The sequence below is a fragment of the Anabaena catenula FACHB-362 genome (assembly GCF_014698735.1).
Taxonomy (GTDB): domain Bacteria; phylum Cyanobacteriota; class Cyanobacteriia; order Cyanobacteriales; family Nostocaceae; genus Anabaena; species Anabaena variabilis_A.
In genome coordinates, this window is the sequence record NZ_JACJTQ010000014.1 from 52,230 (window position 1) to 66,656 (window position 14,427).

The window sequence follows — 14,427 nt, forward strand, 5'->3', positions numbered from 1 at the left end:
GCAATCAGGAGGGTTTAGTTGTGTCCAAAAAAAGTTTAGCAAGTTTATCTGCGGCTGATATTTCTGGTAAACGCGCCTTAGTGCGGGTTGATTTTAACGTTCCTGTAGATGATCAAGGTAACATTACCGACGATACTCGCATTCGCGCTGCGCTGCCAACCATCAAGGATTTGACCGAAAAGGGCGCTAAGGTGATTTTAACCAGCCATTTTGGTCGCCCCAAGGGTGTAACTGAAAAATTGCGTCTAACGCCTGTTGCCAAGCGCCTCTCTGAGTTGTTGGGACAAGAAGTTGTCAAAACTGATGATTGTATCGGTGATGATGTGGCTGCGAAAGTTGCGGCTTTGCAAAATGGCCAAGTGCTGTTACTAGAAAATGTCCGCTTTTACCCAGAAGAAGAGAAAAACGATCCTGAATTTGCGAAGAAATTGGCAGCAAACGCTGATTTTTATGTAAATGATGCCTTTGGGACTGCACACCGCGCCCATGCTTCGACTGAAGGTGTAACCAAGTTCCTCAGTCCTTCTGTGGCTGGATATTTGGTGGAGAAGGAATTGGAATATCTGCAAAATGCGATCGAAAATCCCCAACGTCCTTTGGCAGCAATTATCGGTGGTTCCAAGGTTTCTAGCAAAATCGGCGTAATTGAAACTTTGTTGGAAAAGTGCGACAAACTGATCATTGGAGGTGGGATGATTTTCACCTTCTACAAAGCCCGTGGTTTGAGTGTGGGTAAGTCTTTGGTGGAAGAAGATAAGCTGGAATTAGCGAAGTCTTTGGAAGCTAAGGCGAAAGAACGTGGTGTGGCTTTGTTGCTACCTACAGATATCGTCTCCGCAGATAAGTTTGCGCCTGATGCTAATGCTACTACTGTCAGCATTGAAGATATCCCTGCCGATGGTATGGGTTTAGATATTGGCCCTGATTCTGTGAAGGTTTTCCAAGCAGCTTTGGCTGATTGTAAGACTGTGATTTGGAACGGGCCTATGGGTGTGTTTGAGTTTGATAAGTTTGCGGCTGGTACGGAAGCGATCGCTCATACTCTAGCAGAAATCGGCAAAACCGGCACAACTACCATTATCGGTGGTGGTGACTCTGTAGCCGCAGTGGAAAAGGTAGGTTTGGCTGATCAAATGAGCCACATTTCTACCGGTGGTGGTGCTAGTTTGGAGTTGCTAGAAGGTAAGATTTTACCTGGTATTGCAGCTTTAGATGAAGCGTAAGCTGTTAAATTCCGTTAACTAATGACAAATTGAGTAGGGGGTGTAATTTTGCATTACCTTACTCTTTTTGTTAGCATTTATCTACTAGCATTAGGAAGTTAGCCAAAGGTAAAATTATGGAAACCCAAGAACTAAAAGCCTTGATTAAGGAGATAGTTCAAGAAGTATTGCAACAAGAAAAACTAACACTTTATAACACCTTGTTACCATATAGAAATAATGCAGAAAATGAAGAATGGAATCAATTTTCTCTTGAACAGGCTATGAGAGGTTTAGAAAATGATCATCTCCCCGAATACACAGAAGCGGATCTCATAGAAAAATGGCAATAGTTAGTCAAATTGTTTTATTCAAATTTCCCCAAACAGACCTGACAATTGGAAAATTACGCCCAGCACTTCTAATTAAGCCATTAAGTAACGGTTATGATGATTGGCTGGTTTGTATGATTTCCGCTAAAACAGGGCAAGAAGTGACTGGACTTGATGAAATTATTACACCCAATGATCAGGATTTTAAACAAACAGGCTTAAAGTAAGAAAGCGTTATTAGAGTCTCACGGTTAGCAGTTGTATCTGAAAAGATATTATTGGGAAAAATTGGTGAAATTCCCACAGAAAGATTGGAGCGAATTAAAATAAATCTGGCTAACTGGATTTTAAGTAATTGAGTTTAGGAGAATACTATGAAAATCGAAAGTATCCATTTAAAAAACTTTAAAGCTTTCAAAGACGTAGAAATTAAAAAGATTCCTAAAATGTGCGTTTTCGTCGGTGCAAATGGTACTGGCAAAACCACAATTTTTAATGTATTCAGTTTTTTGAAAGATGCTTTAACTGATAACGTTCATGTTGCTCTCACGAAATTAGGAGGAAGTCGAGGATTCCAGGAAGTAAGAAGCCGTAATTCAACTGGACCGATAGAAATTGAATTGAAATTTCGTATTCCTCAAGGTAGAAAATCTCCATTAGTTACCTATTCTTTAACAATTAATGAAGAAGATGATCGTCCTATCATAGAAAGAGAGATTCTTCAATACCGAAGAGGGAGTAAAGGTCAGCCTTGGCGGTTTATTGATTTTTCCAACGGTAAAGGACAAGCTGTTATTAATGAACCTGATCAGGTTATAGATGAAAAAGAATTAAAACGAGAAGACCACGAGTTAAAATCTCCAGATATTCTAGCTTTAAAAGGTTTAGCACAATTTGAAAAATTCCCTGCAAGTAAAGCAATTGGTGATTTACTTGAAAATTGGCATATTTCCGATTTTCATATCCAACAAGCGCGACCAGAAAGGGAATCTAGTTATGCAGAACATCTTTCCAGAGAGGGTGAGAACTTAGCAATGGTGACGGAATTTCTCTATAAAAGACACCCTGATATTTATCATAAAATCATTGAAAAACTAAAACAGCGAGTTCCTGGTATCAGCGAAGTTGATTCTAAAATTACTGAAGAAGGACGGGTATTACTGCGGTTTAAAGACGGTGATTTTCATGATCCTTTTTTAGCGCGATATGTTTCTGATGGAACTATCAAAATGTTTGCTTATTTAGTGCTTTTGTATGACCCAAAACCTCATCCTTTGCTATGTGTAGAAGAACCAGAAAATCAACTTTACCCTAAACTTCTTTACGAATTGGCAGAAGAATTTAGAGAATATGCACGAAAAGGGGGTCAAGTTTTTGTATCCACTCATTCCCCTGATTTTTTAAATGGTTGCGAACTAGAAGAAGTCTTTTGGCTACAAAAAGAAAGAGGTTATACAGTAGTTAAACGAGCGAGTGATGATGAACAAATCACAACATACATGAATGAAGGTGATAAACTTGGTTATTTATGGAGGCAGGGTTTTTTTGAGGGAGCAGACCCGCTATGATAGAGCTTGTTTTTTTACTAGAAGAACCATCTGCAAAAGCAATGATTGAAGGCATTTTACCGAAGATAATATTAGAAGAAGATATAGTTGTTCGGTATATTGTTTTTGAAGGTAAACAAGATTTAGAAAAACAGATAACACGAAAACTTCAAGGATATAATAATCCTCATGCAAGATTCATTATTTTGCGTGATCAAGATTCTGGTGACTGTCAAGTTATTAAAACAAATCTTCAACAAAAATGCGAAGCAGCAAATAAATTTCAATCTATTGTGCGTATTGCTTGTCGTGAACTTGAAAGCTGGTATATTGCTGATTTGGAAGCGGTAGAAAAGGCTTATAATAAAACCAATCTTTCATCACAGCAAAATAAAAATAAGTTCCGCAATCCTGATAATCTTGAAAGTCCATCAAAAGAACTGAAATCACTTGTACCTGAATACCAAAAGATAAACGGATCAAGAATGATAGCACCTTATTTAAATCTGGAAAATACACGCTCTCGCAGTTTTTATCATTTTATTAGTTCAATTAAAAAAGTTATTCAGGAATATAAATCGGAAAATGATATTGTTAAGTTACAACATCTTGATTTTGAGGACAAAGAATAATTCTCTCCATTTAAAACAATAAATTCGTAGAGAGTTGGCTTTTGGATAGGTAGATAGACGTGAAATAAACAAAATATGTTACTATTTGTAGATAAATTTGCTGCGGATACGGGAACAAATCGCTTGTAATCTAGCAGAAATCGGCAAAACTTGCACAACAACCGTAATCGTTAGTTGATAGCGTTACCAGCGCTATGCTAGAAATAGCAAACTTCAAGGAGAGAGCAAATCATGGAAGAATTACTAGAACTCAGAGAATTAGTCCTTGCTGGCAACCTAGAAGCGACTCTATCTTTAATTGATGAATTAGAAGAAATCAGCAAAGAAGATAAAATCAATAAAATTTATAGCTATTGTGTAGTGCTTTTAGTCCATTTAATTAAACAACAGGCAGAAAAAAGGACAACTCATTCTTGGGATGTTTCCATTCGCAATGCTACTGACGCAATTGATCGGATCAACAAACGCCGAAAAGCTGGAGGATATTACATGAACCAAAAAGAAATAGAGGAAATTTTAGCAGAAGCTTATAATCGCGCTTTAGATAATGCTTCTTTAGAAGCTTTTGGTGGAATTTATGATGAATTAACCTTAAAAAATATGGTAGATCAAGAATTAATTATCAAACAGGCATTAAATTTTATTTTTAATTAAAGTGCGATACCAATTAATGCAAATAGATTATTTGTTGAGGTCAGTAATAGGATATGTTGCTTTATGGCATTGGAAATTTTTCATGTCCAATACCTAGCCCAAACTTATGATTTCTCCTTTCCCATGCGTAAGTACTAATATATTGATTTATCAATAAATCAATGAACAAATTTAATTTCATGTCCCTTAAGAATAAAATCTCTTTTGTTTTTAACAAAACAGCCCTTTTATCTTTGATTTGTTTGCCTGTAATTCATTTTTTATTAACTAAACTTGCTATTAGTATTTCTTTTGAGAATGGTAGCGCACCTATTTGGCCATCATCAGGAATTTATATGGCAGGAATGTTCCTGTTTGATTTTTCATTCTTACCAGCTATTTTCTTAAGTGAAATAATTGTTAATACGTGGCTTTATCACAATTATGATCATGGTAAATTAATTGCTTTTGTTATTTCTTTAACTGATACCTTAGATCCTGTAATAATATACTTATTAGTTAATAAATATATTCCTGATCGGAATTTTTTAGAAAAAACTCAAGACATTTTTAAATTTATAGGAATTGTGTTGAGTGAATGTTTTATTACTTCTAATATTGCCGCCGGATTTTTATATATTACTAAAGCTACTTCTTGGGATGCTTATGCTCTAATTTGGTGGGGATGGTGGATTAGCATCTCTTTAGCAATTTTAGTTATTAGTCCTACCTTATTAATATGGATTAAACCCTTTAAACACCAACAAAAACTTCCTTCATCATGGAAAATAGAATTATTTTGCATCATAGTTATAATCGGGATAATTAGTAAAATTTCTTTTGGGTTTGGTTATCCTTTAGAATATACATTTTTACCTATTTTAATCTGGTGTGCTTTTCGTTTTCGGTTACAAGAAACCACATTAATTACACTCTTAATTAATTCTATTGCTGTATGGGGAGTAGTTAGCGGTACAGGATCTTTCCATCGTCCATCAACGATAGCATCTATGGTTTTATTACAATCTTTTATTGGGGTATTTGCCCTCACTTCTTTAGTTTTATCCGCAGCCGTTCGAGACAATTGGTGGGCAGAATTGCGTCTCAAACAAGCTAATGAAACTTTAGAAGAAAGGGTAGAAGAAAGGACTTTAGAGTTACAAGATACCCTCCAAGAATTGAAGTTAAACCAGTCACAAGTTATTCAAAGTGAAAAAATGTCCAGTTTGGGTCAATTAGTAGCAGGAGTTGCCCATGAAATTAATAATCCAGTTAACTTTATTCATGGCAATATTGCCCATTTGAAGCAGTATTCTGAAGATTTATTAAAACTAGTTAGTTTATATCAAGAAAATCATAGTAATAATAATCCAAAAATTCAAAAGTTAGAAAAAGAGATTGACTTAGAATTTTTACTAGCAGATATGCCCAAAATTATTAATTCTATGGAGATAGGAACTAGACGTATTCGTGATATTGTTCTATCTTTGCGTAATTTTTCCCGCCTTGATGAAGCTGAATTTAAACAAGTTGATCTACATGATGGGATTGAAAGCACTTTATTAATTTTACAACATCGCCTGAAAGCTAAATCTGAACAGCCAGAAATTGAGATTATTCGAGATTATGGTAATTTACCCGAAGTAGAATGTTATGCTGGGCAATTAAATCAAGTTTTTATGAATATTATAGCTAATGCAATTGATGCTCTTGAAGAAAGCAATATTACTCTAACTTTTCAAGAGATTAAGGCAAATCCCAATCAGATTACAATTAGGACTAAGCTGATAGATAAGCAATGGGTAGAAATCAGGATATATGATAATGGAATAGGAATGTCAGAAGATGTTAAAAATCGCATTTTCGACCCATTTTTTACCACCAAACCCATAGGTAAAGGAACAGGTATAGGAATGGCTATTAGCTATCAAATTATTACTGAAAAACATCATGGTAAATTAGAGTGTTCCTCGAATATTGGCGGGGGAACTGAATTTATCATCCAAATTCCGAGTAAACAATAATATATAGCCGTGGACAGGGTGGTTAGGACATCAATTGATAATGAAACTCCCACTACAAGAGGGTTCTACTCCTGACTCCGGTCACTGAGCGTAGTCGTTCGCGAAGCGTCTCGAAGAGAAGTGCTGACTCCTGACTCCTGACTCCTGCTATATTTTCAAGTACATAGACCATGTAGAGACACAGGATTTCTATGTCCCTACGACTATATTTAAAACAGCCCCAAGCCAAATTTAAACAGCAGGCTTTTCATATAAACGCAAAAGACTACCATTCACCATAGATGCGGCATCAGACGCAAGCCAAGCAATAAACTCACCAATATCCTCAGTTGTAATCCAACTTGGTTGACTCTGTTCTTGACTAACACGAGTTGCTACCCAACTATGGATAATAACTTCATTAATTCGCACACCACTATTCTTATTTTCCGCCATCAATATCTGAGCTAACATAAGTTGTCCAGCGGCAGGAATGCTGACTAAACTAACATTAGGAACGGGATTTTCCGCTGCTGCTCCTCCTATGAGTGTGTAACTAGCGCCTTTTTGTTCTTTCAAAAGAGGCAGAAAAGTACGAGCAGTGATAAAATGACTGGTTAAATTGCTATTCAGGTATTGTTGCCATTCAGCGATTGATACCTCTGTTATCGGCTTGTTTCCAAACCACCAACCTCCAAGGGAAGCAACCACAGCATCAAGTTTACCAAACTGCTTGAGTATTTGGTCACGAATGCGTTCTGCATCTTCAATTTGGCTAATTTCTCCGACAATGGGAATAAATTGATCGCTTGTGGCAATATCACCTAGATATGTGCGTAGTTCCTCTAGTTTTTCGGCTTTACGAGATGGGACTGCAACGATCGCACCAGCTTTGAGAAATGACCGCACAATGCCTTCACCTACATTACCTGCACCGCCGGGGATAAATACAACTTTACCTGCTAATTTGCTCATAATTACACTCCTTTTGTTTTTCCAAACAGATATTTAAGCAGCCAAAATTCCACCATCTACTGCAAGAGTATGACCATTGATAAAATCAGCAGCATCAGAACAAAGCCAGAGGACAGCATTAGCAATGTCATTAGGCTGTCCTAAACGTCCTGCTGGCACAAAACTTTCAAAAGCTTTAGAATTGCCGCCTGTAGCCTGATTTAGCATCTCAGTTTCAATAGGGCCAGGAGCGATCGCATTAATCCGAATTTTTTGGGCTGCATATTCTAACGCTGCTGATTTTGTCAGCATCACCACAGCAGCTTTTGAGGTGTCATACAGGGAAAGTCCAGGTGATAATGGACGGAAACCGTTAATAGATGAAGTGTTAACAATTGCTCCCCCGTTCCCTTGAGCTAACATTTGAGCAATTTCGTATTTCAAACAGAGAAAAACACCCTTAACGTTAACTCCAAAAAGTCGGTCGTAAGCTTGCTCTGATTGGTCTGCTAACAAGGCATTTTCCCCCAGCAGTCCCGCATTATTAAAGGCGATATCAAGGCTACCAAAGGTATTTACTGTGGCGGTAATGAGTGCTTTTACATCTGCCTCTTGAGCTACATCTGCTTTGACAAATAAACCGTCGCTGCCAACTTCACGAATGAGACGGATAGTTTCATTTCCTTCTTCTTCACGCCTTCCAGCCACCACAACTTTAGCCCCTGCACGAGCAAATGCGATCGCTGTTGTGCGTCCAATTCCAGAAGTTCCACCCGTAACTAGCGCAACTTTGTTTGCTAATGAGTTCATTCTCTTTACTCCAGTTCCAGCACTAGAGTAGTGTGATTGAATGGAATTTTTTTGACAAGTAGGCACTTTATGGTTCCCAAGGAACAGCGTCCAATTCTCCTGAGTCAAGACTGCCCTGTACGACAAATGCTTGATATAGTGGGAGATAAATGGACACCACTAATTTTGTGTATCCTGCGTTCTGGAACTATACGATATAGTGAGTTTCAACGCCAGATTCCGGGAATATCCAAAAAGATGTTGACGCAAACTCTTAGACAGTTAGAATCAGACGGAATTGTTGAACGTACTGTCTATCCAGTCGTACCGCCAAAAGTAGAATATAAACTGACTACCTTTGGTGAAAAATTAATTGAACCCATCGCCGTATTAGCAGATTGGGCTTGGCAACATCAAGAGGAATTAAATCTTATTTATAAACGTAACCGGATGTATAGCAGGAGTCAGGAGTCAGGAGTCAGGAGTCAGGAGTCAGGAGTCAGGAGTCAGGAGTCAGGAGTCAGGAGTCAGGAGTCAGGAGGAAGAATTAGAAGCAGCTTTTGAGTAGTTGCTTTGGCGGAAAAGTGATAAGTTTTTGATGGGTAAAATGTCTATTCCTTGCACCAACTTAACCTTTTTTACCCCTGAATCCCTTGATTTATCTAGGTTTTACATTTATATGGCTTACGCCAAGCTGCGCTATCAGCAAGCCCTAATTACGAATTACGTTGGCGGTAGCCTGCCGTAGGCATTATTACGAATTACGAATTACGAATTACGAATTACGAATTACGAATTACGAATTACGAATTACGAATTACGAATTACGAATTACGAATTACGAATTACGAATTACGAATTACGTTGGCGTAGCCTGCCGTAGGCACTATTACGAATTATGGTGTCAGTGTTTCTGTAGGTGTGGGTGTTGGTGTGGGTGTTGGTTCTTCTGTGGGTGTTTCCGTTGGTGTTTCTGTGGGTTCTGGTTCTGGGGGATTTTCTGCTCTGACAGTCAGTTGATACTCTAGGGGTTCTGAGGCTGTGGAAACAACGACAAATTCATAAAATCCTTTTTCTGGTAATGTCTTGGATACAGTCCGCTGTTGGGAATCTTCTAAAAATACGATTTTCCCAGAGGGAGAATAAATTGATAGTAAAACCTTTGAACTTGCTTCTAGATTAACTTCCATAATTTGATCTTTAGCAAGTCCCGCAATGAAAACTTTACCTCTTCCTGGTTGGAGAGTTCCGCTAACTGTTTTACTTGTACCACCTTCAGGAAATACTATTCTTTGAAATGCGCTGTTGGCAAGAATAGCGTTAAGTTGATCATTTACAAATCCGTACCAAACTTGCCCAATGGGTTGTTTGAGAAAATCTTTACCGCGCTGTTCAGGAAATTCACTTAAAAAAGCCGCATCACCCAAATCATATAAAGAACGACTACCAACGTTGATTTTATTAACTTCTACTTTCCAGCGATCGCGTTCTGCTGAGGTGTAAGTTCCCAGTTGACGACGGGAGTCAGAACTGATTGCTGACAGCTTTTCTAGGACTTGGGCGGCGGTTTTATCCCATTCTGCCCGCAAACTTTCATCTTCAGGATCGTTGCTGAGGGTACGTCCTTTTAAACTGGGGTTTTTCTCCCTAAATACTTGATTAACTAAACTAATATAAAAGTTATAATCTATACTTAATTGTTGACGGCGAGCGCTCAATCTTTCTTTACGTCGTTTTTCCTCTGGTGAATAATTGACTTCGGGTTCGGGTGACTCCGTTTGAGTCGGGGTAGGACTAGATGTAATTGTCGGGTTGCTTTCTCCTAGATCCTTTGTGCGGTTATGGAAGCCCCACCAAAGTATACCTGTGCTGGCAAATAAGGCTAAGGTAACAATAAAGACGTTTGTTGCTGTCCAAATACTTGGGGTTTGAGGAGTGGGAGTAATCACAGGTTGGGGTGCTGGGATTTTGGGGGGAGAAACTGCAACTGTCGCAGATATCGGCGGTTGTGTGGGGGTAGGTGGTTGTGTAGCGGGATAATTAATTGGTTGCGGGTTAAGGGCTTGAATAACTTGACGGGCTGATTGATAGCGATCGCTCACGTTTGACGATAACATTTTATCTATTATCTGTCCTAACATGGGACTAATGCTCACTTCCCGTCGCCATTGCCAACTAAAATTATACGTATCAATTAGTTCTTGGGGTTGTTTACCTGTGAGTAAAACTAACACTGTCACTGCTAAGGCATATAAATCACTTTGGGGAGATACCACCCCGGTTTGCATTTGTTCTGGGGGTGCAAATCCGAGTTTTCCCAATAGCGTTGCAGGTGTGGGAGATGTCATTGCCCCGCTTTGGTAATATTGAGAAGCGACGGTTGCGGCAACTTGTTTGACACCACCAAAATCAATTAATACTGGTAATTGATCAGCATTGCGAAGCATTAAGTTATCAGGAGAAATATCACGGTGAATTACACCAACTGAGTGAATGTATTCTAATACTGGTAAAATTTGCTGTAATAGCTGACGGACTTCTATCTCTGTAAATCTTAAACCCTGCAATTTGCGGCTATTTAATAAAGAATTATAAGTTTCTCCATCTACATGATCTTGCACCAACAATAAGTGTTCTTTCCCTTGCAAATTGATGTGTAATAGTTCTCTAAATTTAGGAATTTGGGGATGTTGCAATTTATAAAGAACACTTGCTTCTCTCTGAAACAGTTCTTCGGCTTTTTGGACAACGTAGGGAGTTTGAACTTGGGGGGAGAATTCCTTTAAAACACAAGGTTCTCGGAAACGGTTGATATCTTCAGCTAAATAAGTACGTCCAAACCCACCTTGTCCGAGTAGACGTACAATGACATAGCGATCGCTTAAAGTTAGTCCCGCTTGAATACCAGAAGCTATACTCTTCTCTAATATTTTCTCCCCACATTGGAGACAAAACTTACTACCAGACGGATTTTGATGTCCTTGAGAACAATACATATTAGTCATTAGTCATTGGTCATTGGTCATTGGTCATGTTGAAGAGGGAAATTGCTGATTTTTAATTTTTAATTTTTAGTTTTTAATTTTTACGCGCTTGACTTACTTTATCAGCTGCGATCGCATACCATATTTGCAGAAAGGTCTGCTGATTTAGTTTCCCACGCTCTTGACCAGGAAACAACGGTTCAAATTTCTGATAAGTGTCTGTTCTCAGTTGTTCAATGGATTTATATTTACCCAATTTACCTGACTGTGCTAGTTCTCCCCAAGTTTCGTAATCTTGTCTAGTATAGCTTCCCAGTTTTCTGCGCGCGGAAACACTGAGATTAGCACGTTCTATTTTATCTAGTAAATCATCAGCAATACCATACCATTCATCACGTAAAGCTGCATCTTCTGGCTTAGTAGAGATACTACGTCCTTTTAATTGTGGTTTTTGGGTATAAAATATCTCATCTACCATCTTTGTGAAAAACCCTGAGGGAATTTCTAGCTGTTGACGACGACTGAAAATTTTTTGAATGTCGCGCTTTCCGTTTTTGTCACTCACTGGTTGACTCGCTGGGTTTCCTCCTAAGGGAATTTGCGGTAGGGAAATCTCTGGCACTGTAATTGATGTTACTGAGCGAAAAACATAATTTCCAGCCGCCCAAACACCAGCACCAGTTAAAACAATGGCGCTAGTTCCCAAAAAGCTGACAGCAAAAGGACGTAACCAAGCCGGCATAGGTATTTGTTGGACAACAAATTGAGTCTGGCTATGGAATTTACTACTAATTGCTTTAGCGTTTTTTATACCCGGTGCAGCTACCATTGTTTTCAGCTTAGTCATATAAGTATTCTGGCTTTTGACAGGATTAATTATGGTATTTGCTGTATGGACAGAAGATGGTGCGGGTAAATCTTTGAGAACTTGATCAGCTTTTTGATAGCGATCGCTCGGTTTATATGCCAACATCTTTTTGAAGACAGTTTCTAATTTGGGACTTACCTTAATTTCCTTTCCCCAATACCAAACTCCGTTATAACTATCGTAAAGTGACTGTGGTTCCTTACCCGTAAGTAAAACCAAAGCCGTTACAGCTAAAGAATATAAATCACTACTTTTAAATACTTTCCCTTGGATTAACTGTTCTTCAGGTGCGTAGCCCTTTTTACCTAATAAAGTTCCATCTCCACCCAACTGTGTTCGCCAAAAACCCTGAGAAGCTGGTAATTGTTTCACCCCACCAAAATCAATCAACACGGGTAAATTATCACTTTGGCGTAAAATCAAATTATCCGGTGAGATATCGCGGTGAACAATATCTAGAGAGTGAATGTAAGTCAGCACAGGGAGAATATGATGCAGGAGGTTAACAACTTCCTCCTCACTAAAAGTTTTGCCCTGACTTTGACGTTGTTGAAATAATTGGTAATAATTATCACCTTCAATATAGTCTTGGACTAAAAAGAAAAAATCCTTAGTGCCAATTTTGGCTTGAAACGAAGAGTGAAAACGCGGAATTTGAGGATGTTGAATTTTTTTGAGTACGCTTGCTTCTCGTTCAAACAGTTCTTTGGCTTTTTGTAAATCCTGTGGTTTGACAACTTGAGGTGCAAATTCCTTTAATACGCACTTTTGGCGGGATTTTTGCCTATCAATAGCTAAATAACTGCGTCCAAAGCCACCTTGCCCCAGTATACGCGCAATTTCATAGCGATTATCTATCACCTGTCCCACAGTCAGCGGTAATGCTTCCCCGCAGTGAGTGCAAAAACTGTGACTGCCCTTATTTGCGTGTTTTTTACTGCAATATACCAGCATGGTACGGAAGGATAAATTGACCAATTTGAGATTTTGGATTTGAGATTTTGAATTCTAGATTGTATCAGATGGAAACAATATGACATAAAGCAGGTTGAAACTGTAAAGACTTTTCACGTTTCCACATTTCCTCTTTTCCAGAAAGTCAATATTTCCAGATATTATTCATGGCTACAACAGGTAAAAAGCACTTTACGCAGATTTGTCCCAAAAATATTCAAAGCCGTTTCAATACTTAGAGAACTTCACGGAAGAGGACGCGGAGAGTTCCCGTGTCAGATGCCCGACGCGGGACATGAAAAAAATCTCGTTCCTAGACTCTGGCTGGGAATGCCTACTTTAAGGCTCTGACTCTCGTACAAGCGAATGTTCCCAATTCCTTATGTCACTAATTGTTTCTTGATTTTTTTGGGCATTATCTAAAATTAAACCCCTTGGTAGGGGCTTAAGTGCGATAGCGCCAGCGCTGTTTCTTGGATGGCCGTACCCCTACGGGGAAGCAAGCTACCCGTAGCGTCTCCTCAAGGAGAAGGGCTTTTGTCAGTTCGCCGATCTTGTAGGTTGGTTTGAAGTATGAAACCCAACAGCTTCTCGTTTTTTCACTGACCTTGTCTCAGCTATCGCAAAGATAAATAATAGTTAAGGGATCGGGGCATAATAAATCATTGGAGCGGACAATATTGTGATATTTTGGTATTGAGTTTGGGGATGATTTGGTAGAGGAATAATAAACATCCTAACCATCCTGTCAGATATTAATCCCAAGGGCTAAAAACATTAACAGATGAGAAACCAAAATCACTAATATTACGAGTAACAATTATGAGGTTATTTTCAGATGCAGTGGCAGCTATTAAACTATCCATAATTGGTAGTTTTTTCCCTTGTGCTTCAGATTGACCACAAATTTTTGCCCAAGTATCAAGAATATTCTCATTTAACGGTAAAGTTCTATTATTAAATGTTTGTTCAAGTTTTTGTAGCCATTGCTCTAGTTTTTGATAGCGACTTGGTTGAGATTTTTCTATTTTCACAATTCCTTTTTTGATTTCAGCTATAGTTATAATGCTAATAAATAAACTACTTTCTTTTTGCTCATCTATCCATTTAATAACTTGTTGATTGGGTTGTTTTTTTACATATTCAGAAATAACACAAGTATCTAACAGATATTTCATAATGTCATATCTCTACCTGTGTCTTGATCTCGTTCAAACAACGTTTCAGTTTCTTCTAATTCAGGTAAAAGAAGTAATTCCGATAATTTAACTTGACATTGATTTGATTGAGCAATTTTATGTGTTTCTAACTCATATAACCAACGTTGAAGAATATTACTTTGTTCTTCTATTGGTAAAGTTTTAACTGTTTCTATAACTTTTTGAATTAATTTGGTCGTCATATTATAATTATAGGGAATCATGGTATTTATCTATTATAGCTATAGCTGCGATCAGGAAGAAATTTCTGTCACAAGAAATAGAAGTTCCTGAAGCAACCCATTGGGCTAATGGGCATTATCTAAAATT

General features: G+C 38.2%; 14 protein-coding genes. 8 read left to right on the top strand and 6 right to left on the bottom strand.

From position 1 onward, the window contains the following. The first annotated feature begins 20 nt into the window (after positions 1-20). The 7 genes from H6G68_RS11250 (at position 21) to H6G68_RS11280 (ending at position 6,370) form a co-directional block, all read left to right on the top strand. Positions 21-1,223: a phosphoglycerate kinase gene (locus tag H6G68_RS11250; RefSeq protein WP_190906735.1), complete on the top strand. Its 1,203-nt coding sequence runs from the start codon at positions 21-23 to the stop codon at positions 1,221-1,223. A 116-nt stretch (positions 1,224-1,339) separates the two neighbouring features. Then, complete coding sequence (locus H6G68_RS11255; protein WP_190906736.1) at positions 1,340-1,555, top strand: hypothetical protein; 216 nt, start codon at positions 1,340-1,342, stop codon at positions 1,553-1,555. Further along, complete coding sequence (locus H6G68_RS26885; RefSeq protein ID WP_199332569.1) at positions 1,546-1,761, top strand: hypothetical protein; 216 nt, start codon at positions 1,546-1,548, stop codon at positions 1,759-1,761. The genes H6G68_RS11255 and H6G68_RS26885 overlap by 10 nt, the downstream gene beginning before the upstream one ends. A gap of 147 nt (positions 1,762-1,908) precedes the next feature. Then, complete coding sequence (locus H6G68_RS11265) at positions 1,909-3,102, top strand: AAA family ATPase (RefSeq protein WP_190906737.1); 1,194 nt, start codon at positions 1,909-1,911, stop codon at positions 3,100-3,102. Continuing rightward, complete coding sequence (locus H6G68_RS11270; RefSeq protein WP_190906738.1) at positions 3,099-3,713, top strand: DUF4276 family protein; 615 nt, start codon at positions 3,099-3,101, stop codon at positions 3,711-3,713. The genes H6G68_RS11265 and H6G68_RS11270 overlap by 4 nt, the downstream gene beginning before the upstream one ends. A 231-nt stretch (positions 3,714-3,944) precedes the next feature. Then, positions 3,945-4,367 carry a DUF29 family protein gene (locus H6G68_RS11275; RefSeq protein ID WP_190906739.1) on the top strand — a complete coding sequence of 141 codons (423 nt, stop codon included), beginning with the start codon at positions 3,945-3,947 and terminating at the stop codon, positions 4,365-4,367. Positions 4,368-4,546: 179 nt separating this feature from the next. Then, positions 4,547-6,370 carry an MASE1 domain-containing protein gene (locus tag H6G68_RS11280; protein ID WP_242045224.1) on the top strand — a complete coding sequence of 608 codons (1,824 nt, stop codon included), beginning with the start codon at positions 4,547-4,549 and terminating at the stop codon, positions 6,368-6,370. A 231-nt stretch (positions 6,371-6,601) separates the two neighbouring features. On the opposite strand, the gene H6G68_RS11285 is transcribed toward H6G68_RS11280, so the two are convergent. Both H6G68_RS11285 and H6G68_RS11290 read right to left on the bottom strand, forming a co-directional pair. Beyond that, positions 6,602-7,324: an SDR family NAD(P)-dependent oxidoreductase gene (locus H6G68_RS11285; protein WP_190906741.1), complete on the bottom strand. Its 723-nt coding sequence runs from the start codon at positions 7,322-7,324 to the stop codon at positions 6,602-6,604. A 33-nt stretch (positions 7,325-7,357) separates the two neighbouring features. Then, on the bottom strand, positions 7,358-8,113 hold the full coding sequence (locus H6G68_RS11290) for a glucose 1-dehydrogenase (protein WP_190906742.1): 756 nt from the start codon (positions 8,111-8,113) through the stop codon (positions 7,358-7,360). A gap of 69 nt (positions 8,114-8,182) precedes the next feature. Here H6G68_RS11290 and H6G68_RS11295 point away from each other — a divergent pair, with 69 nt between their 5' ends. Then, complete coding sequence (locus H6G68_RS11295) at positions 8,183-8,656, top strand: winged helix-turn-helix transcriptional regulator (RefSeq protein ID WP_190906743.1); 474 nt, start codon at positions 8,183-8,185, stop codon at positions 8,654-8,656. 332 nt (positions 8,657-8,988) lie between these two features. Here the strand turns inward: H6G68_RS11295 and H6G68_RS11300 are convergent, their stop codons facing one another. The 4 genes from H6G68_RS11300 to H6G68_RS11315 form a co-directional block, all read right to left on the bottom strand. Continuing rightward, positions 8,989-11,097 carry a serine/threonine-protein kinase gene (locus H6G68_RS11300; RefSeq protein ID WP_190906744.1) on the bottom strand — a complete coding sequence of 703 codons (2,109 nt, stop codon included), beginning with the start codon at positions 11,095-11,097 and terminating at the stop codon, positions 8,989-8,991. A 73-nt stretch (positions 11,098-11,170) separates the two neighbouring features. Continuing rightward, positions 11,171-12,898 carry a serine/threonine-protein kinase gene (locus tag H6G68_RS11305; protein ID WP_190906745.1) on the bottom strand — a complete coding sequence of 576 codons (1,728 nt, stop codon included), beginning with the start codon at positions 12,896-12,898 and terminating at the stop codon, positions 11,171-11,173. 755 nt (positions 12,899-13,653) lie between these two features. Next, positions 13,654-14,076: a type II toxin-antitoxin system VapC family toxin gene (locus H6G68_RS11310; protein ID WP_190906746.1), complete on the bottom strand. Its 423-nt coding sequence runs from the start codon at positions 14,074-14,076 to the stop codon at positions 13,654-13,656. Then, positions 14,073-14,300 (bottom strand): hypothetical protein, encoded by a 228-nt coding sequence (locus H6G68_RS11315; protein ID WP_242045226.1) that lies wholly within the window; start codon positions 14,298-14,300, stop codon positions 14,073-14,075. The genes H6G68_RS11310 and H6G68_RS11315 overlap by 4 nt, the downstream gene beginning before the upstream one ends. Positions 14,301-14,427: the final 127 nt, after the last annotated feature.

Excerpts from the sequence above, each read along its gene's own strand:
- H6G68_RS26885 (WP_199332569.1), top strand. The coding sequence starts at position 1,546 with ATGGCAATAGTTAGTCAAATTGTTTTATTCAAATTTCCCCAAACAGAC.
- H6G68_RS11305 (WP_190906745.1), bottom strand. The coding sequence starts at position 12,898 with ATGCTGGTATATTGCAGTAAAAAACACGCAAATAAGGGCAGTCACAGT.
- H6G68_RS11270 (WP_190906738.1), top strand. The coding sequence starts at position 3,099 with ATGATAGAGCTTGTTTTTTTACTAGAAGAACCATCTGCAAAAGCAATG.
- H6G68_RS11280 (WP_242045224.1), top strand. The coding sequence starts at position 4,547 with ATGTCCCTTAAGAATAAAATCTCTTTTGTTTTTAACAAAACAGCCCTT.
- H6G68_RS11310 (WP_190906746.1), bottom strand. The coding sequence starts at position 14,076 with ATGAAATATCTGTTAGATACTTGTGTTATTTCTGAATATGTAAAAAAA.
- H6G68_RS11285 (WP_190906741.1), bottom strand. The coding sequence starts at position 7,324 with ATGAGCAAATTAGCAGGTAAAGTTGTATTTATCCCCGGCGGTGCAGGT.
- H6G68_RS11265 (WP_190906737.1), top strand. The coding sequence starts at position 1,909 with ATGAAAATCGAAAGTATCCATTTAAAAAACTTTAAAGCTTTCAAAGAC.
- H6G68_RS11290 (WP_190906742.1), bottom strand. The coding sequence starts at position 8,113 with ATGAACTCATTAGCAAACAAAGTTGCGCTAGTTACGGGTGGAACTTCT.
- H6G68_RS11275 (WP_190906739.1), top strand. The coding sequence starts at position 3,945 with ATGGAAGAATTACTAGAACTCAGAGAATTAGTCCTTGCTGGCAACCTA.
- H6G68_RS11315 (WP_242045226.1), bottom strand. The coding sequence starts at position 14,300 with ATGACGACCAAATTAATTCAAAAAGTTATAGAAACAGTTAAAACTTTA.
- H6G68_RS11295 (WP_190906743.1), top strand. The coding sequence starts at position 8,183 with ATGGTTCCCAAGGAACAGCGTCCAATTCTCCTGAGTCAAGACTGCCCT.
- H6G68_RS11300 (WP_190906744.1), bottom strand. The coding sequence starts at position 11,097 with ATGACTAATATGTATTGTTCTCAAGGACATCAAAATCCGTCTGGTAGT.
- H6G68_RS11255 (WP_190906736.1), top strand. The coding sequence starts at position 1,340 with ATGGAAACCCAAGAACTAAAAGCCTTGATTAAGGAGATAGTTCAAGAA.